Here is a 21,520-nt window from a genome sequence, read left to right as displayed (position 1 = left end):
ATTTAATAATGAAAGACATACTAAATCTTGATGATGTTAAAAAGGTGGTGGATTGTTTCTACGATAAAGTACGAAATGACGAACAATTGAAAGATGTTTTCAATAATGTAATTCAAGACCGTTGGCCTGCACATTTGGAAAAAATGTACCGCTTTTGGCAAACGGTTTTGTTGGATGAACACACCTATTATGGCAGTCCGTTTGTGCCTCACGCAAAACTTCCTGTTGGCATTGAGCATTTCAACCAATGGTTAAAACTGTTTTATGAAACGGTGGATGAAAATTTTGAAGGTGAAAAAGCAGAACGAATGAAATGGCAAGGACAACGAATGGCAGAAATGTTTCATTCAAAAATTGAGTATTACAAAAATAATCCTTCCATTCCATTGCTATGACCGTAGTAAAAATGCCCATAGCCCTTATTTGCACTTTCCTATGGATTGGATTTGTTTGTGCCATCAGCTTTATGGAAGCCTGGCTCAAATTCCGAGCTCCAGGAATTAATGTGCCATTGGGTTTGGGCATTGGTAGATTGGTTTTTAATGCCCTTAATAAAGTTGAATTGCTGTTTGCTTTGGTTGTCATCATCAACATTTTTTATAATACATCTGAAATTCTGAAATGGCAAAATCTGTCTTTTGCTTTCCCTCTTATTCTTTTATTAATTCAAACTTTGTGGCTATTACCTGCATTAGATACAAGAGCAGAGCTACACATTCAAGGCCAGCTTTTACCACCATCAAACCTCCATTTTTATTATGTAGCAATGGAAATAGTCAAAGTAGTAGGTCTTACATTTTTTGGTTTAACACTTTTTAAAAACACAACAATATGAGCAACGAAAAAATCATCAATGATATTGAAAATAAATATCAGCAATTGGGCGAAAATCCCGAAACGTATCTAAAAGGATTACTTCACGCAAAACCAATCAACTATTGGGATTATGTAGAAGCAGATACACTACTCTCCTTGCAAAAACCGAGAACCAATTTTAAAGACGAAGAAATCTTTATAATGTATCATCAAGTAACAGAACTATTCCTAAAAATGATGGTTCACGAAATAAAGCAATTGGTTTATGAACCTTTTAATGAATCTGTATGGTTAGAAAAATTAGACCGTTTGAACCGATACACAAATATGCTTATAGGTTCGTTTGACGTAATGAAATACGGAATGAATTATGACGACTACAATACTTTTCGCAGCAGTTTAACCCCAGCAAGTGGTTTTCAGTCTGTCACATTTAGACTGATAGAAATCTATTGCACCCGATTAGAAAACCTCATCAACGAAGAAGGTAAAAACCGAATTGGAGAAAACCCAAACACAACCGATTATTTTGAACATATCTACTGGAAAGATGCTGGATTGAATAGAAAAACAGGCAAAAAATCACTCACGCTTTTGCAGTTTGAAGAAAAGTATTTAGACCGATTAGTTGCAATGGCAAACAAAACGAAAGGCTCTACATTGGAAGATAGAATTTTGAAAATGCAAAATTGTTCGGAAGCATTGAAAACGAAATTGAAAGAGTTTGACCATTTGTACAATGTGGCTTGGCCTTTAGTTCATTTGGAAACAGCTCAACATTATCTCGACCTAAAAGGTGAAAACAAAGCAGCGACAGGTGGCAGCGAATGGAAAAAATATCTGCATCCAAAGTTTCAGCAGCGTAAATTTTCCCAACACTTTGGAACAATGACGAAATAACCAATTGGGGAAGTAACAAATAACATTTAAAACAAAATAAAATGAATATTCAAGAAAATAACATTATCGGAGAATTGGTAGCACAAGATTACCGTGCAGCTTCCGTTTTTAAAAAATATGGCATCGACTTTTGTTGTCAAGGCAATCGTACTATCCAAGATGCTTGTGAAGCTAAACAAATTGACGCATCTTCGGTAGTAACCGATTTAAACGAAGCAAATAAAGCAACTTCAGAAAGTGCCATCGATTATCAATCTTGGCCAATAGACCTTATGGCAGATTACATAGAGAAAAAACACCACCGATATGTGGAAAACAAAACGCAAGAAATTAAACCTTATCTCGACAAAATTTGCCGAGTGCACGGTGACCGTCATCCTGAGCTTTTAGAAATCAATGAACACTTTAATGCAACTGCCAGTGAATTAGCAGCACATATGAAAAAAGAAGAATTGATTTTGTTTCCGTTTATTCGCAAAATGGCAAAGGTGAAACAGGAAAATATTAAACTAGAAGCACCACATTTTGGCACGGTAGAAAATCCTATTCAAATGATGATGCACGAACACACAGCCGAAGGCGAACGATTTAGAAAAATAGAAGCATTGAGCGACAACTATACGCCACCTGCGGATGCTTGCAATACCTATCGAGTGACATTTGCCTTGTTAAAAGAATTTGAAGCAGATTTGCATTTACACATTCATTTGGAAAACAACATTTTGTTTCCAAAAGCCATTGAGCTTGAAAAACAATTAAAAGGTGAATGAAAGTAGGTTTACTATTAGCAGAGGTATTGAGATTTCATCTAAATATCTCTGCTAAATAATCCATTTGTAAATCATTATAAAAAACCAATTAGAAATGAATACTGTAAAATTCGCAAGCCAAGATAAATTAGAAAAGGAATTTGTTACCACCTTAAAAAAGAGGATAAATAATTATTTCAGGGAAAATAATATTTCTACTAAAGCGAACGCTGCAATGGTTTTTAAAACCATTATTTTACTCAATTTATATTTGATTCCATTTATATTGATCTTGGTATTACCGCCCAATACCATCGTTGCTATTTTATTATGTGTATTAATGGGTACCGGAATAGCTGGTGTAGGAATGGGCGTGATGCATGATGCCTGCCACGGTGCGTATTCGAGAAAAGAATGGATAAATAAATTGCTTGCAGGAACACTTCATCTCTTAGGAAGTAACGTTTTGAATTGGAAAATACAACATAATGTATTACATCATTCTTACACCAAATTGCAGGTTTGGATGAAGATATTAACGATAAAGGACCCATACGATTATCTCGACATTCGCCTCTCAAAAAATACCATAAGTATCAATTTCTTTATGCCTTTGTTTTATATGGTTTAATGACATTTTCAAAGTTATTCAACGATTTTACGGGATTGCATAAATATAACAAATTGGTCTTGTCAAAAATCAAAATAAACAATTGAATCACGAGTTTTAAAATGTCTTGAGAAAATAATTGCAATTTTGGTCTGCCCTTGTTTACTGACTTCTCTTCTTCAAATATTGCTTGGTTTATAATTATGCATGGGTTGCAAGTATTATTTTGAGTTTTATTTTTCAGATGGCTCACGTTGTAGAAGGGCGGAGCAACCAGAATTTAAAGAAAATATTCTATCAGAGTGGAGTGTTCACCAACTAAATACAACTGCTGACTTTGGAGAAATAACAAATTTTTGAATTGGTTTGTGGGTGGTTAAATTTCCAGATTGAACATCATTTATTCCCTCATATTTGCATATTCATTACATAAAATTAGCGCCAATAGTTGAAAAACAGCTCAAATGGTATGAAGTATAATCTGCAACCAAGTTTTAAGAGCGCTTTGCTATCTCACGTTAGACTTTTACATCAATTGGGTCGCAATTAGAGGCTCAGCATTTACATTTATAAATGAATCTAGGTTTAAAAAACAGATAATGAAACCAATTAAAAGATACGAAGCACTCAAGCCATTAAGCCGTGACCATCATCACGGCTTATTGCTCAGCTGGAAAATCAGGCAAGGCATCAAGCTAAATGTTGAACCCGAAAGAATAAAAAAGTATTTGGATTGGTTTTGGATGAGTTATTTAAAACCACATTTTGAAATAGAAGAACAATTTGTATTTACTGTTTTGGGAAACGAAAACGAGTTGGTAAAACAAGCACTTGCCGAACACAGACGGTTAAAACGTCTTTTTGAAAATGAAGATGACCTTTCCAAAACCAATAGTTTGATTGAAGAAGAACTAGAGAAGCATATTCGCTTTGAAGAACGGGTGCTTTTAACGCAATACAGTCATTAGCAAGCAGTGAGCAATTGATCCAAATAGAAATTGATTGTTCGGATAAGTGTTTTTATGAAAACCTATCAGATCCTTTTTGGGAATGACGAGAAGTACCATAAAAATTACCGTTCTTGAAAATGGGACAGAACAAACCATTAAAACCTACAAAGGTGAGTATCGAAATTTAATGGAATTGTTAAAGGATAAACTCTATTTTGATTGTTTTGGCGAATGTGGCGGAATGGGCAGGTGTGCTACTTGCATTTTACACGTAACTGGATTACAAGGAAGTTCAGTAAAAAAAGATAGGAATGAACCTGTAACACTTGCAAGATATGGTTTTGAAGATAATCCAAGCATTCGACTTTCTTGTCAATTGTTAGTTTCGGCAGATTTGGACGGGGCAATAGTTTCGGTGTTAGAAGAAAATTGAAGCATTTTTCAAAATCCAGATAAAACAATCTAACTGAACGCATTAAAAACTTTAAAATAATTTGCATAGTAAGGATTCCTTACTATATTTGCAGCGGCAATAATGCTAAACAACATTTAAATTCTTAAACAAAATGGCAAAATCAATTTTCTATCACGCAGGATGTCCAGTATGCGTGAGTGCAGAACACGACATCGTTAACCTAATTGGTGCAACTAATGTAGAAATCGTTCACATTGGCGAAGACCGTAACCGAATTGCGGAAGCGGAAAAAGCAGGTGTAAAATCTGTTCCAGCTTTGGTTACACCAAACGGAAATGTATTGCACATCAACTTTGGAGCTTCTATGGCTGATGTAAAGGTTAAAAAAATTGCCCTGCATTGTTAGGATTCCTATCTTTGCAGGGCATTTTTATAACAATCACTAACAAATGAGAATCTTAAGTAGTATAGCAATAATGTTGTTTGCATTTACTGCAAACGCACAAAACAATAAAACAAAAAAAATGAAAGTAGCAGTTTGGGACACATATGTAACAAAAGACGGTAGCATAATGCACTTCGACATTATCGCACCTGAAGAAATAAAAGATACTACCATAATATACGCTTATGGTAGAGAATATTTAAAAACAAAAGGGCAAGAAGAACAATCCTTAACATCAAAAGAATGCAGTTTTTGTCACATTGAAACCGTAAGACCGCAATGGGAAGCAGAGATTAAACAAAAAGGATATTTTATCATTGAAATGGAAAATTGTAAATAAATGAACTATTCCTCTTTTCACCTTAACGAGCAAAACCAAAAATTGAAAGTCGCATTGTTGTGGCTTTGGAACGAATTTCAGAAGCATTCAGAGTATTATTATGGAATGAAAGCAAAGAAAACTCATTAAGCCCGATACAAATTCAAATTTTTAATTTTTATCTATTTTCATTCATTGGAAAAATGCAAAGTGGGTTATTTGGCTGATGAGTTTAATATGACCAAAGCCACAATAAGCGACAGCGTAAAAGTGTTACTTTTAAAAGAATTAGTAACCAAAGGAGACTGACCCCATTGATACGAGAAGTTTTTCCTATCACTCACAAACGAAGGAAAAAAAATAGCCAAAAAGTCATCATTATTTGCTTCATCAATAGAACAAACCCATTGAAAAACTGACACAGGAACAAAACAATAATGCTTAATGGATTGCTGAAATTGATTTATGACTTAAACAAATCAGGAATCATTACCATTCAAAGAATGTGTTTACTTGTTCCAATTACCAACTTGGACAAAGGTGCACTACTGTAAACTCCTTAAAAGTAAACTTGCCGAAAACGAGTTGAGAGTGGATTGCCCTGAACACGAATTACAATTATGAGTTTTATAATCGAAAACATTGTCAATATTAAACGTAGAATTAGAACAGCAGCTGAATTTTCTGGAAGAAATCCTAATGAAATCAAACTTCTTTTAGCAACAAAAACTGTTTTAGCTCAAAATATTATTACAGCGATTGAATCAGGAGAAACACTGATTGGAGAGAATAAAATACAAGAGCTCAAAGACAAATATGAAGAACTAAAAATACGCCACACCAAACCCATTTCATAGGACATCTTCAAACCAACAAAATCAAGGAAGTTATAAAATATACTGACTGCATACAATCGGTTGACAGGTTGGAATTAGCTGAAAAATTGCAAAGAGATTAGAATTTGAAAATAGAACCCTAGATGTTTTTATCCAAGTTAACACCTCTTATGAAGCAAGTAAGTTTGGTGTTTCACCCGAAAATACTTTGATTTTTACTCAACAAATTAAACAACTTGACTGATTAAACATTAAAGGATTAATGACAATCGGCCTTTTTCTACTGAAAAGAAAAAAGTTCGCAAATGCTTTCAATTGCTCAAAAAATTCAATTACAAATGTTAGACAAAGACTTCCCTGTTTACGAGTTATCAATGGGAATGAGCAACGACTTAGAAACAGCCATAGAAGAAGGCTCAACGATAATTCGTGTTGGAACTGCAATATTCGGCAAACGACCTTTCCAGACAGCTATTATTGGAATGACGACAAATAGCCAACGCACAGGTGTAAGCACATTTGCAAGCCGCACAAGCCCAAGCACAGACCAAAGCTTGCAAAAGAGCTTCCACCTTTCCCACCTAAGGACAAAGAAAAATTATTTTTAAAATTTCCTTCCCTTCTAAAATTTTAAAACCACTAACCACAGCCAACACAAACAGACCCAACCTTAACTTGACAACAACACCGAAACTCACAATTTACAAGGACTTTACAACCACGACAGACAGAAGGCCAGCTTATAACATCACCTATACGCAAGCAGGGGTTTCGTGCTTCGTAGGACAGGAAAGTGCTAAATTTAAAGTTCAGTTCTTCGTAGGAAGTTCAGTGGTAAAAATCCCTGCCTGCGTATAGCTGAGAAACGTTAGCAGTAATATAAGAAGACCAAATATGACAACGCCAAAAAACATATTATTACTTCTCATTCTTTTAATTTTTACTGAATGCACGGTTTCGACTGACAAATTCCCAGAACCCGAAAAATTAAGACGTGAAATTGTCAATAGTATTGAGATTCCATTTACAGTTGGAGACACCATTATTTACGAATCGTTCTTAGGAATTTGCGGAAATTCAAGTAAAGATGAATTGAACCGTTATTATGAACCAAATTTAAATGAACAACCTTACTTCGACATTTTAAAATTAAAAACCCAAAAGACGACTTTGTGCACAGGAGACAGTTTGTCCGCTCTTATGGATAGAATATGCAAAAACAATACAGACTCATTAAGCGTTTGGGACTGTTTTTCAAAAAACAAAATTGTGCTTTCTATAACTGGAGAAGCTGTAACAAATAACGCTGTAAAAATTTATGAGAATTATAGTTACAACAATGACCATGTATTTATTGAAAAGTTATTCGAATACACGAATGACAAATGGACATCTAAAATTGTCGAAAGCAGAGAAGATAACGGAAATGACTAAAAAAACTAATGGTTACAGGCGTTTGGCAAAAAAGCGGGTTCAGTGCTTAAATGAAGCTTTGTGCTTCGTATCAAGTTCAGTGCTGGCAGACAGTTTTGTGCTTCGAAATCCGCTTCTTCGCCAAGCGCCAAAACGTTAGGCGTCATTATAAAAAACCGACAGTGATAAACTTTAAATTAAGAGAAATAAACAAAATTTTACCTTGGGGACAAGAACCCGAATTATCATTACATTGGTTTGCATTGACAGACGGAGACTTGTGGTTGACTTTCGGAAATGAAACAATTTATGAATACACGAAAGAAGCTATTGACTATTGGGGAAATAAACAGACTCCATACAATGACTATCAGTTATCAAGATTTATTGAAGACTTTATTGCCATTTTTAACAAAATAAGAGAGGCAATTCCTGAAGACTTCTACAACCTGACAAAAGATTTAAAGAAGTTTCAATCTGATGCAAAGAAATGGCTCGACCTTAATGATGAAAAAGAAGATTTAGATAGTGTTTTTTATTATGAAAAGTATGACAAACTCGTTTCGTGGACATATCAAAGAACATTTGACTCTGCACACTTAATTGGCGGACCAAACTTATCATTTTTCAGAAGTAATAATAAAGTGAGAATTGTTTGGGACACAGAACATATTTTGGAAAATGGCATTAGCTTGTGGACAGCCAAGGACGGAAGTTTTGAAATGGCCTATTCCGACTTTGTAGATAAAATAAAAACATTTGGCCAATCTTTCTTTGCCGCAATGGACAAACAGGTTGAGTTAGCTGTTGCAAATGAATGGGGAAATATTAAAATAGACAAGCAAAGGTTGGTTGAAGAACACAAAGAAAGAAAAGATGAATTCTTTTCAACTCTTCTTCTACTTGACCAAGAGACAGAAGACAAAACTTACTGGACAGAAGTAGAACAATTGTTTAATAGAATGACAAACGAAATAAAATAACGAACGCCTAACACCAGTTACCCCAAAGGTGGGGTTTCGCGTTCCAAAGAAAGTTATGTGCTTAACGGAAGTTTATTACTTTTAATCAAGTTTTGCGGTGAAAATCCCGCCCTTCGGGTAGCTGCATAACGTTACCGGTCAGGCTATGACGAACCCAATACAATAAAATATAACTGAATGACAAATTTGAATTCTGCGACATTTCCAATTTTGACAACTGAAAGATTAACACTCAGACAATTATTAATTGACGACCAGCAAGATATTTTTGCTTTGCGTTCTGACCCGGAAATTAACAAGTTTCTTGATAGACAACCATGTAAGACCACTGAAGATGCAATAAATTTCATCAACAAGATCAATGTTAACATTGGAATAGGCAATACGTTTTATTGGGCGGTTACCTTGACAGACACAAAAACACTTGTGGGGACAATTTGCCTATTTGACTTTTCAAGCGAAAAAAATAGTTGTGAAATTGGGTATGAACTAATGACGCAATTTCAGGGACAAGGAATAATGAATGAAGCGGCGCAAATAGTAATTGACTACGTGTTTCAGACGTTAAAATTTAAAAAAATAATTGCAGTTACACATTATGAGAATCAGAATTCAAACAATCTTCTGTTAAAATTTAATTTTTTAAAATCAATAGAAAAAGACACAGAAAATCCTAACTTAAATATTTTCACTTTGACACAATAATATTGGCTACAAGAAACCAAAATACATTACGAGCAAAAGTTCGAACCGCATAACATCGGTTTGACAATATGGGCGGCTGAATGCTTCTATGAAACATTTATACGAAGTTCAAAATTTGGAATTCTATTGAGCTTTTGTCCTAAAAATCCGCTTTGTCGCCAAGCCCTTTTCGTTAGCAGAAACCCTATGCCCGACCGTTTGGTCATCAAGAGACGGGCCCCAAAACGGGGCTGTTTTGTTGTTGCTAATGCATTAACTGACTTCTTCAATTATAAAAACTGTGAATTATGTAAATATTCTCATTAATTATAAAATGCTCAAGAACACTAATAGTATCAATTTTGTATAGTTGAAATTTTACAACAAAATGTAATATCACTAAACAAAATAAAAAATGAACAATACAGAAAATCTTAACAACAAAGAAGCTATTGACAAATTGAAAAGTTTAGTCGATGACATTATGGTTTGTCTTTTTTGCACCAATTTGAAAACAGACGATGGCGCTACTTGCCGACCTATGTCCGCAATAAAAGTTTGCGACCAGGGCAATATTTGGTTTTTCAGCGAAAAGAACAGCGATAAAAATAAGGCCATTGCAGCAGATAAAATTGTGCAACTCTTTTTTTCTCATCCTGCAAAAAGCAGCTACTTAGTTGTAAACGGTGAAGCAGAAATAATTTTAGATCAGAAAAAAATTGAAGAACTATGGACTCCCCTTGCCAAAACTTGGTTTAAAGAGGGTAAGGACGACCCTAATATTTCTATAATTAAAGTAACCCCAACTACAGCTTACTACTGGGATACAGACGGAAACAAAATGATAAACTTCTTAAAGATGGTAGCATCGGTTGTTACAGGAACAAATTTAGTTACTAGTACAGAAGGGGAATTAAAGGTTTAATTAAAAGTCAAAAGCAATTAATCATTTCATAAATAATTATTAAGAACAATTAATGAATAACTGAATTATCTATTGGTGATTGAAACTCAGTAAAGAATTTTAATTCAATGGCAGCAACAAAAAGGTTACCTACTGCATGGAAATTCATCATTGCAATCATATTATGCGAAAGTGTAGGAATAATCAGTGGACTTTTAGCAAGTGCAAACAACAACCCTTGGTTTGACACACTAACAAACCAACATGGAATCCACCTGCATATCTTTTTGGGCCGGTGTGGACAACGCTATACTTGCTCATGGGAATTTCGTTAGGCATAATTTGGAACAACAACTCAACTGAACCAAACAAACGCAAAGCTTATTTCTTATTTGCACTACAACTATTTCTTAATTTTTGGTGGAGCATTATATTCTTTCACTTTCATTCCCCGGCATTTGCATTACTTGATATTATTTTAATGGTGGTTATTATCATAATCACCATATTTACTTTTTCAAACTTTTCAAAACTTGCTGCTTGGTTGCTTGTGCCCTATATTTCATGGGTTTCATTCGCCACGATTTTAAATTTTGCTATTTGGAATTTAAATCGTTGAAAATTGGGGCAGTAATAATATAATTCAAAACCAATCCCACACTTTTACACAAATTTATTTTTTACGACCGCTCTGGCTGAGTGTAAACTTGCACCAAGATCACTTCGGAGGGTAAGAACGGTTTCTGCTAATAGGGGTTTGCCAAAAGTGGGGGTTCAGTGCTTCGTATGAAAGTTTTTTATAAATTTGAAGTGTGTGCTTTGGTTGAAGATTTGTGGTTAAATCGGCACCTTGGCCAAGCAGCAGAACGTAATAGGCAACCTGAAAAGATGACAATCTAATATGAAACTTGAATTCCTTGACAACATTAGTAACGCCGGACAATTTACCGGAGTTGTGACTGACCAACTTGTTCGGCTTTATGACTTTGACCAAATTCAAGCCGACAATTTTAAGAAGGTAATTCAACAAACAATTATTGACAACAGCAGACAACTTGACTTAAAGGAAATAGATTTTATAGAAGCAATTAATTGTAATTTGACATTGCGCATTTCAGAAATAGACTTAGGTATTAATAGCAATGACAATTCAACTTTTTTCTGCGACTTGACGAGAAACAGCTATGAAAATATGATAAATTTAATAGAGCCATTTTGCAAAAAAGACAACAATAGTTATCAATGGCTTTACGACATTGACACGCCAATCGAATTTCTATTTTCACCAGGCGGACAATGGTAATAACAAGACCACAAATAGTACAGAGAAACTAATGACAAATAAACAGACAACAAGAAAGACAGACTATAACAACACATTTGCAATAGGCGAGGTTTCGTGCTCAGCTGATAGTTTAGTAGCCACAGAAAATTTGTATCTTCGATTTATAATTTGTTGTGGAAATCGCGTCCGTCGCAAATCTGCAAAACGGTATCGGCAATAAGCGCATACGTAGTAAGACAATTATAAACAACATCGAAATTATGGGAACATGGGGAACCGGAATTAAAGAAAATGACACTTCCTCTGACATTTACGCAGAATTTTTCAACTACTACAATGACGGTCTGAAATCTGAACAAATTTCTAAAAACATTATAGCTGCTAATTCTGATTTAATTAATGATCCTGAGGAATTTACCAATTTCTGGCTTGCATTGGCTTTAGCACAATGGGAAACCGTTTCCTTAGACAAAATGGTTTTTGAAAAAGTTATCCATATAGTTGAAACCGGAATTGACTTAAATATATGGCGGGGCTTGAAGGGTGAAGAAAATGATATCAAAAAAAGAAAAATCGTATTAGACAAATTTTTATTAAAAATTAAAAAACCAAAGGCAAAACCTTTAGCTAAGAGAAAGCCCAAAAATTCAAAATTTAATGTAGGTGACTGTTTATCTTTTAAGTTGTTGAATGGAAACTTTGGAGGAGCAATAATACTTGCGGCTGAACACAAGTCCAAATTTGGATTTAACCTTATTGCTTTGACAAGAATAAATCAAAATGAAAAACCGGAAGTTATAGACTTTCTAAGGTCTGAAGTTTTGTATATAAATTGTCCCCAAACTTTAGGTGGAGCTTTTGTAGGATGGTTTCCAGCGAATGGATTCAGAAAAAGCTACAACCACTTATTTGAACTGATCGGAAAAGTTGGCGTAAACGCTACTTTTGACATTGAAGGTAAAGATGAGAATGATATAAATTCTATGTATTGCGGAGACTGGATTGACTTGATTGAAACTGCAAACAAGCAATTTGATCATGAAAAGAAAAGTAAGAAGGCAACAAAAACTTTGACAATCAAAAAATTGATAAAATATAGTTAGATTAACTGTGTGTTGCTTAAAGCCTATATCAGCACACTGGAACTATAACGGGTTACTGCAGTTATTAAGTTTATTTCATTAAATAGATATACGACAAATAGAAATATGAAACTTTTCTCATTCTTAAAGAAAGATAAACCCAAACCGATCTACAAGTGTTCTTGTTGCGGAAAGGTTTATGACGAGTTGCCGCTTTGCTTTGGGTCTGACTATCCTGATTATTACTTTTCTGTTCCACAAAACGAACGAGAAAAACGAATTGAACTTAAAGAGAGTTTATGTGTGGTGGACGAACACCATTTCTTTCATCGTGGTAGATTGACAATTCCAATAACTGACCATAACGAGAATTTAATTTTTAAAGTGTGGACATCAATAAGTGCTGACAACTTTGGCAAACGAATGGACTTGTGGGAAGATATAAATAGGACAAAAGAAGAACCATATTTTGGTTGGTTACAAACAATTGTTCCAACCTATGGCGACACATTAAACATCAAGACAATTGCGATAGAGCAAGAAGTTGGATTAATTCCAGAAATCAAATCAATAGAAGAAGAACATCGTTTGACATTTGATCAAGAAAACGGAATTACATACAAACGAGCGGTAGAAATAGTGGACGAAATAATTAGACGACAACACAATGCAAACTAAAACTTCGATAGACAAAAGAGCTACTGCTTACAGACGCTTGGCAAAAAGGCGCGTTCAGTACTTAAATGAATCATTATGCTTCGTATTAAGTTTCGTGCTGGCAGATGGTTTAGTGCTTCGAAATCCGCTTCTTCGCAAATCCCGAAATCGTTATATGCCATTTTAGGAAACACTAAAACTAAAAAAAATCAGACATTTGTAGAATGAATGATAACGATACAAAAAGACTTTCAAGACTTGTTGCAATTTTAACACAGTTGCAAGCAAGACGACTTGTAACATCTACTAAACTTGCTGAAAAATTTGGCGTTAGCACAAGAACAATTTATAGGGACTTAAAAGCATTAGCACAAGCAGGTGTTCCGGTTTTGACAGAAGATGGTAAAGGTTATACTTTGATGGAAGGTTACAAAATTCCACCAATTATGTTTACTGAGAACCAAGCAAACGCATTAATTCTTTCAGAACAATTGGTTTTAAAAAATAGAGACAGTTCATTAATTAAAGATTATGGCGAAGCCATTGACAAGATAAAAGCAGTTTTAAGACAAACCGAGAAAGACAAAGCTAACTTACTTTCATTAAGAACAAAATTTGCGAAACTTGATAATTATGAAATAAATAGCAACATTTTATCTTCTTTACAAACTGCACTTACCAATTTTTATCTTGTAAATTTTGAATACATCAACGCAAAAAATAAAGATAGTAAAAGAGCTGTTGAGCCATTTGCTTTATTAAACATCTCAGAAGGTTGGTTGTTGGTTGCCTATTGCCGTCTGCGCAAAGAATTTCGCTATTTTCGGTTGGACAGAATTCAAAAACTGCAAGTTCAACGAGAAAATTTCACACCTCATAAAATGACGCTACAAGAGTTTTTTGAAAAATATCACGACCAATAAACACCCTTGACATACTGTTGTCACAAGCTCATTATACTTTTGTATTGTAATAATTAAAAAAGCAATAAAATGAGTATCAAAAAATTAATTTCAAGCTATGCAGCTTACAATTTAAGTGCTAATCAGCAATTTGTAAAATGGTTAAACAACCAATCAGAAGAACAACTTCAAAAAGATGTTCAATCTAGTTTTAACGGTATACTTCAAACTTTAAACCATATCTGGGCTATTGAAGAAATGTGGTGTACTAACCTTTTCAAAAACACGGATGCCGTAAATCGATATGATATAAAAGACCTAAAACCCAAGGAGGTATTTGAAGGATTACTAAATAGATCGTCAATTATTGCTGAGAAAGTAAACCAATTAACAGAAGAGGAATTATCTGAAAAAGTGCATATCAAAACACCTTGGTTTGAAGCAAACCTTACACTTGTAGAATATCTGCAACATTTATTTAATCACGGCACGTATCATCGTGGGCAAATTGTAACAATTGCGCACAATTTGGACTTTACTGAAATGCCTTCAACAGATTTTCTATTTTTCTCTTTAATGACTTCTAACAAATAAACTTTATAGAATTTTGACCAAGACAGTATCATTTTGCTTTGGTGTGATAGTTTAATGCTCAAGAAGCAGATACTACTTTATTTTTTCGTCGATATAAAAAAGTGACGGTCAATCTTTTTAGTTTTGATTTGAGCATTGGCGGTGGTTATGCAATGTCCTTTTTTTATCTGTTTGCTGACATGAAAATTACTAGTTTAACTTGAAACAGCTGAAAACGCAACAAAGACGGAACCGAATCTTTGTGTAAAAAACTCGTTGAATTTGTTTCAAAATGTTAGGAGCAGTGCAACTCAAGGCAGTCATTTTTCGTATAGTTAGGTTTTTTTTGTGACAGGGTAAAGTGGGTGGGATGCTGACTTTTATGACATTAGTCAAGCGGCTCACCTTAGCTGCATTTTTGTAATTTTGATAAAATGTGACATTTTTGGGGTTCACGGTATACCTTGAATTTGCGGGTTATGGCGTTGAACTATTGAATAACGCATATTTTTAGCAATCAAGTTTTGGGCAGAATCTTACTTTATTGCGTAAATCGTGCTGAATGGGAGAAATTTGTGTAATGAGGTTGTGTATATAAAGCTGTTTTAGCCAATTTTAGAACGATAACCGTAACTGACAAATGAACGAATTACAAATAGACTGGGAACAAGAAAGACCAACTTCATCAGAGGTTACTGGACTTTGGACTTCTATTCGACTTTCAAGGCTCGACAATTGGTCTCAGTCAAGCAATATTTTGAAAGAAAAGATTTCGGAAACTCATTGTAACGGTGGAATTCAACTTCACAAATACAAAGTTTCAAGTAATCAACATTTTGACTGGTTCGCTCAAAGAAATCGCTTGGACGAAATTGACTTTCTAAAAAATATTTTCAGACACAAAGACCTTGATGATTATCGAACGGACTTGAAAATTAAAGACAATAAACCAGAGGTCAAAAATGTAAAATACTGGACAGACATTTATGAACTGCCAGGACGACTTTCAAGAATTATGGGACTTGGTGGTGCTTACAAAAAGATTGACCAAAGACACGCTTGGACAGTCGCTACGGACTTTGTAAAAAACGAGCTTGAAAATAGATTTGAAGAATTCAATTCGTATGACTTTGTAATTGAAACATCACAGTGGTTTTACGACATTGCTTGGGACTATTCAATTTTACTTTTTGACAAGAGAAAATATGAAATCACAATCATTGACATCACAGATACAGACTAAAAGAAAAACTGGCTATAACAATGGTTTTGCATCAGGCGGGCTGAAGTGCAAAATTCAACAGTAGTTTTTCAATTAAACATAAGTAATAAAACTAGCTGCTGTGCTCCGAAACCCGCCCGAACGCAAAGCCCCGTCACGTTACAGGGCATTTTAATGAGATCGACAATGAACACAGAAATAAGACAAGGACAATTTGAGGTAATTGACAGTTTTGCGATTAGACGCAGGAACGAATTTTATTTAATCGGACAATTAAAAGAAGGCACAGTGCAAGAAAATTGGTTCATAAATGTGCCATTTAACCAATCACTTTCAATGACCTTTAGAATTAAAGCGATAGAAGATGTTGAAATTTCAAGTGAAGATAATAAATACAAACTGCTCATAGTTTCTGCCGACAATGAAACCATTGGCCTATTACTCGGAATCAAAATAGAGAGCGAATATTTAAACATTACAATTGAAGAACAAGATTAATGAAAGGTTATCTATACATAGACAATGATAAAATTGGAGAAGTTAATTTTTTAATCATAGAAGAAAGTATGGGCGGAATTGGCGGTAACTTAATCGCAAACGACAATTACAAAAAATATCAGCAGACTATTCAGCAACATTTTGAGAAGCAAGGAATTTCTAACATAGATAACTTTAATTTTCGAATTATTCTTGAGGATAACACAGAATTAAAACCGGAAGGTGGTATTGGTGTGACTGACTCCGCTGACTTTGATGAAATTTATGTTGAATCTGCTGGGTTGGATTTATCAAAATTTCCAAAATGACAATGGACAAAAAAACGCACAGTAACAGGACATTTGCAATAGTCGGGTTTTCGCTAAGGACAGCCTTGTCTTTAAAGAAAGTTTGTATCTTCGAATGAAACATTTGTGATAAAATTCCATCTCATCGCAAATCTGCAAAAACATTGTGCGTCATATAAATAGAGATTCAATGAAAAAGAGAATTCATCATTTTACGGAATAAAATGGTTTACAGGTATTGCGTTTTTTTTTATAACGTCTTGTAATGGGCAAGCGAATAAAACTGATAAACAAAATATAATAAAAGAAAAGGGAACAGATATATTTCCAAATTTCAACAATCAGATAAGTGACGTTGTAAGGACTATTTTTCAAGATAGCAAGGGAAACATTTGGTTTGGAGCCCAGGGGGGAGCGTTCAAACTAGCTGGCGATTCGTTAATTTATATTGATAGTATTAGAAGTGAATCAGGCGGAAAAGTAACAATTAAAGACATTGCAGAAGATAAAGATGGGATAATTTGGTTTGGACATACTGATGGTATTAGCAGTATTGACGGTACATCAGTGACCAATTATTACGAATCAGATGGCTTAATAAGCAATGATGTATGGTGCATTGAGACGGATGTCAATGGTAATGTTTGGGTTGGGACAATAGAAGGTGCTTGTATATTTAATGGACAAGGATTCAATAATTTCGACCTGCCGGAAGGGAAGATGGATACAACTGTTGGTGTATCAGCACCAAAATGATTCATAGTATACTTGAAGATAGTAAGGGAACAATATGGTTTTATTAATGCAGGTATATTTTCATATACAAATAAAAATTTAAAGAATATTTCAAACGAAGTAGGTGTTCCAACAAATTTTGTTAGCAAAATAGTTGAAGACAAAAAGGTGGATTCTGGGTTTCGACTTCAAAAGGACTTTTTATCTTAATGAGAATATCCTTACCAATATTTCAGAATTGCATTTTGAGGAAAGCAAAGGAACAGGCAGTATAATTGTAGATTTTAAGGGTGATATCTGGTTTAATTGCTCTCGCAGTATATACAGATTAAGTGGTGAAAAACTCACTGAATATCGAATAGAAGAAGGAAATTATGGTCCACTGACTTTTCAAATTTACGAAGACCGGCAAAGACGACTTTGGTTTGTGGGCTATGGTGGAGCATATCGTTATGAAAATGACAGATTTATAAATGTTACAAAGAACGGACCTTGGTAAAAAATAAGAACGCATAACAGCACCTTCAAGAAATTGGCGGTTCAATGCCTCATATGACAGTTTTTTGGTTAATCAAACATTATTTTTAAATAAAGTCTTGCGGTAAAAGTCCCGCCCTTCGGGTAGCTACAACACAGTAGCTGTCATTGCAAAAAGACACAGAACGAACCCACGACAGAACCAAAGAATTGAAAAAACAGTAATTTGGCATAGAAAAATCAAAACGACAATGGATATAAAATTTGAAGCCGGAATTAACATTGCGATAAAAATTCCGAAAAGTAAGTACGACCAAACGGTTGCTTTTTACAAAAATATTTTGAAGTTAGAAGTTGAAGAGAAGCCTATTGACAATCCTACCATTTCAAGAACTCACGAAGTAAAGTTTGGTAATAATGTTATTTGGTTAGACTGCGTTGACAACTATACACACTCAGAAACCTGGTTGCAGCTTACTGTTCCAGACGTAGCAGACGCGACAAGTTATTTGCTATTGAATGGCGTTGAGACGTGTGACGAAATTGAAAAACTTCCTAAGAATATGCATTGGATTCAAGACCCAGCAGGAACAGTTTTTAATTTACAAGGGAGATAAACAAATTAATATCAAGGCAAAAAACAACGTACCGCTAAAAACAGATTGGCAAAATTGGGGTTTTGTGTTTAGCTACACGATGAGACTGCTGAAAAATTACAATTAATAGCAATTAGTGGAGGAGAGAATGAAATAATTCATCCATTTCGTATTGCGATAAGATTGTTTACTTCGGGACCAACAAGCTAAAAGATATCAAACAAGAATAAGGGCACATAAAAGCAACAATATGACAAACATTGGCATTAAGATATTATTCAAAACAACAAATTTAATTTTGGTTCTTTTGACACTTCAATTCTCATCTTGCACAGGACAAGTGAAAGAAAAATCTGTTACTGATACATTGGAGAATGAAGTAAACACACAACCAATCACTGTAAATCAAAGCACAGTCTTTCCGCAAATTCATACCAATTTAAATGGAATGGTAAGAGAGTTTGTAAGATCAATGTATCAGGACAAAAAAGGGAATTATTGGTTTGGAACAAATGGAAATGGCATTATCCGTTACGATGGACGAATACTTGAAAAAATCACAATTGAAGGTATCAGCCCACATTTTAGGGTTTTAGAGATTGTTGAAGATACAATAGGTAATATTTGGTTCGGAACATCCGAAGGACTGATAAAATACGATGGTGTAAAATTTAAAACATTCTCTTTCGAAGAAGGACTGCCAGGTGTGGATGCAGAAATTTGGGGTTTAACAATAGATAAAAACGGGCTTATTTGGGTTGGGGCAATTGGAGGAGTTTGTCAATTTAATGGTGAACAGTTTATACCTTTTTCATTGCCAACTTTAAAAGTCGAAAATGCAAAACCGATGCTATCTGATAAATTGGTTTTTAAAATCATTGAAGACAACAAAGGAAATATGTGGTTTGTTACTGATGGGAATGGAATTTTTAAATATAAAAATGGAGTATTTATTCATCTAACAGCTAAAAAAGAACTCACCGATAATAATGTTGCAGATATTTTAGAAGACAAACATGGAAATATTTGGATTGGGACTTTTAATGGCGGTGTGAGCAAATTTGATGGTAAAACATATACCAACTTCACGATGGATGGAATTATCGCAGGTGTAGAAGCTTATAATTTTTATGAAGATAGCAAAGGGAATATTTGGTTTACGGCTGAAGGTTATGGTGTTTACCGTTATGATGGCAATAATTTCAAGCAATTCACAACAGATGATGGTTTAACCTCCAATGTCACACTTAGTATTCTCGAAGATAAAAAAGGGCAAATTTGGTTTGGAAGTTGGCAAGGACTATGCATTTTTGATGGAGAAAAATTCGTGAATGCTAAAGACAAGGAAACTTGGACGAACTAAAAGTATTGGACTGAAGTTCGCAATCTACTGATCAATTGGGACAAAAAAGTAATTAATGGTACGTGAAATTAAGAATAGGATAGAAATAACCCACAGCAGAATAACAGCACATTTACAATAGGGTGGGTTTCGCGCACCGCAAATCAGTGGCGACTGATGGTTATGAAAATTTGTATCTTCGAATAAACGTTTGTGTTGGAATGCCCGTTCATGCGGGGCAACAGTAATCGGGCTTGCCATCTCATTATCTATTTGGATAAAAATAGATTTTAGAAAATCAATCTTATAAAAAAGGGTGGTAGAAACCCAGCCTGTAACACATTTGCAAAAGGTGGATTTTTTATTCTGCTGAGAGATTTTTAGTTACTGAAATATTTGTAACTTCGAATTAACATATTTAGGAAAACACCCAACCTTTACAAATATTCAAAAATTAATAGTGTTTTAATGAAAAGATTAACGACCTTATTAATATATACCCTAACAGTCTTGTCAACGCTAATTGGCCAAACAGTTAGACCGGAAATTGAGAAAATCGTAAACGGTATTGCCAAAGATAATGGCTAAGAAAGTAAGGAGTTGGATATGTAGGAATTAGGACCGATCAATGGGACAGATATATTGCTTTAAAGGAGCATGCAACTAATGAAGAACTTATAGCACTTACAGATCACAAAAATGGTGTAGTACGTTGTTATTCTTTTGAGGCGCTGGCAACAAGAAAGGATTCAAATATTTATTCGGTTTTAATTAAGCATTTAACAGACACTGCAATTATTCCAACTTTTCAGGGTTGCTTAATTAGTTCTTTAAGTGTTGGCGATTATTTTCTTGAAGTTGTAACACCACAACATGTTAATTTAGATGCTTATAAACTTACAGAAATTGAAAGAAAAAAAATTGATAGTATTATAATATTCGGTAAAAATGTCAAACTAAATGCTAAATCTGAAGTTTTAAAAAAAATAAAACCTGAACCACATTACTATAATAGAATACGTGAAATATTAATTAACGAAAAAGATGATAATGCACTTATTGCACTTTCAAAATTTCAGCAACAACAAGATAAAGAATTTATAATTGAACGACTCACGTCAAAACAATCAAACATTCAATATTATGGATTACAAGCTGTAAAATATTTTCCGGATAGTGCATTTTTACTTATTTGTCTGCCATTCATTCCGATGAAATTAAGAAATCCACTAGCTTTAACCACTCGTTGATTAGAGTATTATATCTAGCTATAGTTCAATATAAAAACCCACAATCAAGAGAGAACTTTTAGAGCCAACTTTAAACACGACATCCAAATTGGCATTTCAGTATCATTCAGAATATATCTGGTTAGCACTCGAATTATACCGGACACTATTTATGACGGAATACAACCAAGTTTAAGCATCTCACCATATCGGAAAAGAGAATTACAATTTTGGTTTGAAATGAGGATAGGTAAACGGAAAAATAAAACAGGCGATTTGTTTATTTAATATGCTAATAAAACTTCTTAGATCCACGTAATAAACTAATCCTTTTTAAATATTGTGTGTTGACTAATTACGGCTTCTTTATCTGTGCGTAACAATTTGGCAAACTCTTTGCTTGTGGTGCACCGATAAATATTTATCGATCAGAATATTTATTTCAATCAGCATTGGTAATAAATCTATACCTTTTGTTCTATACAACATCCGCAAAATTATTTCTCAGCGGCGCATGCATTTGGGCGTTTGATGATAATAAAGCGGGAATTCCTCCATTAATACGCCATCGCCCCTCGAGGCACGGTTATTACGGCATTTATTGCCCCTTA

Annotated in this window: 23 protein-coding genes and 5 pseudogenes; all 28 read left to right on the top strand. The window is 34.3% G+C overall.

The genetic code is table 11. From position 1 onward, the window contains the following. The first annotated feature begins 8 nt into the window (after positions 1-8). The gene (locus IPI65_02680; GenBank protein MBK7440450.1) at positions 9-395 is read left to right on the top strand and encodes a group III truncated hemoglobin; all 387 of its coding nucleotides are present in this window, start codon (positions 9-11) and stop codon (positions 393-395) included. Continuing rightward, positions 392-835 (top strand): hypothetical protein, encoded by a 444-nt coding sequence (locus IPI65_02675; protein ID MBK7440449.1) that lies wholly within the window; start codon positions 392-394, stop codon positions 833-835. Before IPI65_02680 ends, IPI65_02675 begins: the two co-directional genes overlap by 4 nt. Beyond that, positions 832-1,739: pseudogene (locus IPI65_02670) on the top strand (tryptophan 2,3-dioxygenase). Before IPI65_02675 ends, IPI65_02670 begins: the two are co-directional and overlap by 4 nt. Before the next feature lie 18 nt (positions 1,740-1,757). Then, the gene (ric, locus tag IPI65_02665; GenBank protein MBK7440448.1) at positions 1,758-2,486 is read left to right on the top strand and encodes an iron-sulfur cluster repair di-iron protein; all 729 of its coding nucleotides are present in this window, start codon (positions 1,758-1,760) and stop codon (positions 2,484-2,486) included. 94 nt (positions 2,487-2,580) lie between these two features. After that, the gene (locus tag IPI65_02660; protein MBK7440447.1) at positions 2,581-3,096 is read left to right on the top strand and encodes a fatty acid desaturase; all 516 of its coding nucleotides are present in this window, start codon (positions 2,581-2,583) and stop codon (positions 3,094-3,096) included. 578 nt (positions 3,097-3,674) lie between these two features. Continuing rightward, a pseudogene (locus tag IPI65_02655) lies at positions 3,675-4,129 on the top strand (hemerythrin domain-containing protein). Further along, complete coding sequence (locus tag IPI65_02650; protein ID MBK7440446.1) at positions 4,126-4,458, top strand: 2Fe-2S iron-sulfur cluster binding domain-containing protein; 333 nt, start codon at positions 4,126-4,128, stop codon at positions 4,456-4,458. The pseudogene IPI65_02655 and the gene IPI65_02650 overlap by 4 nt, the downstream one beginning before the upstream one ends. A gap of 133 nt (positions 4,459-4,591) precedes the next feature. Beyond that, complete coding sequence (locus IPI65_02645; GenBank protein MBK7440445.1) at positions 4,592-4,846, top strand: thioredoxin family protein; 255 nt, start codon at positions 4,592-4,594, stop codon at positions 4,844-4,846. Between the two features lie 118 nt (positions 4,847-4,964). Further along, positions 4,965-5,225, top strand: a complete 261-nt coding sequence (locus IPI65_02640) for a DUF2024 family protein (GenBank protein ID MBK7440444.1) — start codon at positions 4,965-4,967, stop codon at positions 5,223-5,225. A gap of 599 nt (positions 5,226-5,824) precedes the next feature. Beyond that, positions 5,825-6,536, top strand: a pseudogene (locus tag IPI65_02635) (YggS family pyridoxal phosphate-dependent enzyme). 398 nt (positions 6,537-6,934) lie between these two features. Then, positions 6,935-7,474: a hypothetical protein gene (locus tag IPI65_02630; GenBank protein MBK7440443.1), complete on the top strand. Its 540-nt coding sequence runs from the start codon at positions 6,935-6,937 to the stop codon at positions 7,472-7,474. Positions 7,475-7,635: 161 nt separating this feature from the next. After that, entirely contained in the window at positions 7,636-8,436 is an 801-nt protein-coding gene (locus IPI65_02625) for a hypothetical protein (GenBank protein ID MBK7440442.1), read from the top strand. 177 nt (positions 8,437-8,613) lie between these two features. After that, entirely contained in the window at positions 8,614-9,141 is a 528-nt protein-coding gene (locus IPI65_02620) for a GNAT family N-acetyltransferase (protein ID MBK7440441.1), read from the top strand. 394 nt (positions 9,142-9,535) lie between these two features. Further along, the gene (locus tag IPI65_02615) at positions 9,536-10,045 is read left to right on the top strand and encodes a pyridoxamine 5'-phosphate oxidase family protein (GenBank protein MBK7440440.1); all 510 of its coding nucleotides are present in this window, start codon (positions 9,536-9,538) and stop codon (positions 10,043-10,045) included. A gap of 107 nt (positions 10,046-10,152) precedes the next feature. After that, a pseudogene (locus tag IPI65_02610) lies at positions 10,153-10,643 on the top strand (tryptophan-rich sensory protein). A 306-nt stretch (positions 10,644-10,949) separates the two neighbouring features. Further along, positions 10,950-11,327 (top strand): hypothetical protein, encoded by a 378-nt coding sequence (locus IPI65_02605; GenBank protein ID MBK7440439.1) that lies wholly within the window; start codon positions 10,950-10,952, stop codon positions 11,325-11,327. 242 nt (positions 11,328-11,569) lie between these two features. Beyond that, a complete protein-coding gene (locus tag IPI65_02600) occupies positions 11,570-12,412 on the top strand; it encodes a hypothetical protein (GenBank protein ID MBK7440438.1) in 843 nt (280 codons plus the stop codon). Positions 12,413-12,517: 105 nt separating this feature from the next. Continuing rightward, complete coding sequence (locus IPI65_02595; protein MBK7440437.1) at positions 12,518-13,069, top strand: DUF2199 domain-containing protein; 552 nt, start codon at positions 12,518-12,520, stop codon at positions 13,067-13,069. A 203-nt stretch (positions 13,070-13,272) separates the two neighbouring features. Beyond that, positions 13,273-13,971: a YafY family transcriptional regulator gene (locus IPI65_02590; protein ID MBK7440436.1), complete on the top strand. Its 699-nt coding sequence runs from the start codon at positions 13,273-13,275 to the stop codon at positions 13,969-13,971. A 69-nt stretch (positions 13,972-14,040) separates the two neighbouring features. Continuing rightward, entirely contained in the window at positions 14,041-14,544 is a 504-nt protein-coding gene (locus IPI65_02585; protein ID MBK7440435.1) for a DinB family protein, read from the top strand. A gap of 619 nt (positions 14,545-15,163) precedes the next feature. Continuing rightward, on the top strand, positions 15,164-15,766 hold the full coding sequence (locus IPI65_02580) for a hypothetical protein (protein MBK7440434.1): 603 nt from the start codon (positions 15,164-15,166) through the stop codon (positions 15,764-15,766). Positions 15,767-15,931: 165 nt separating this feature from the next. Beyond that, positions 15,932-16,243, top strand: a complete 312-nt coding sequence (locus IPI65_02575) for a hypothetical protein (GenBank protein MBK7440433.1) — start codon at positions 15,932-15,934, stop codon at positions 16,241-16,243. Then, positions 16,243-16,551: a hypothetical protein gene (locus tag IPI65_02570; protein ID MBK7440432.1), complete on the top strand. Its 309-nt coding sequence runs from the start codon at positions 16,243-16,245 to the stop codon at positions 16,549-16,551. Before IPI65_02575 ends, IPI65_02570 begins: the two co-directional genes overlap by 1 nt. Positions 16,552-16,827: 276 nt before the next feature. Further along, positions 16,828-17,067 (top strand): annotated as a pseudogene (locus IPI65_02565) (hypothetical protein). Positions 17,068-17,097: 30 nt separating this feature from the next. Next, a complete protein-coding gene (locus IPI65_02560; protein MBK7440431.1) occupies positions 17,098-17,286 on the top strand; it encodes a hypothetical protein in 189 nt (62 codons plus the stop codon). 133 nt (positions 17,287-17,419) lie between these two features. After that, positions 17,420-17,764: a hypothetical protein gene (locus IPI65_02555; GenBank protein MBK7440430.1), complete on the top strand. Its 345-nt coding sequence runs from the start codon at positions 17,420-17,422 to the stop codon at positions 17,762-17,764. 229 nt (positions 17,765-17,993) lie between these two features. After that, positions 17,994-18,359, top strand: coding sequence for a hypothetical protein (locus IPI65_02550; GenBank protein ID MBK7440429.1), 366 nt, complete (start codon positions 17,994-17,996; stop codon positions 18,357-18,359). Between the two features lie 286 nt (positions 18,360-18,645). Next, on the top strand, positions 18,646-19,701 hold the full coding sequence (locus tag IPI65_02545) for a hypothetical protein (GenBank protein ID MBK7440428.1): 1,056 nt from the start codon (positions 18,646-18,648) through the stop codon (positions 19,699-19,701). The last annotated feature ends 1,819 nt before the right edge of the window (positions 19,702-21,520 follow it).

This window comes from Bacteroidota bacterium (assembly GCA_016706255.1).
GTDB lineage: Bacteria > Bacteroidota > Bacteroidia > Chitinophagales > BACL12 > UBA7236.
This window is presented reverse-complemented; position numbering and strand designations above follow the sequence as displayed.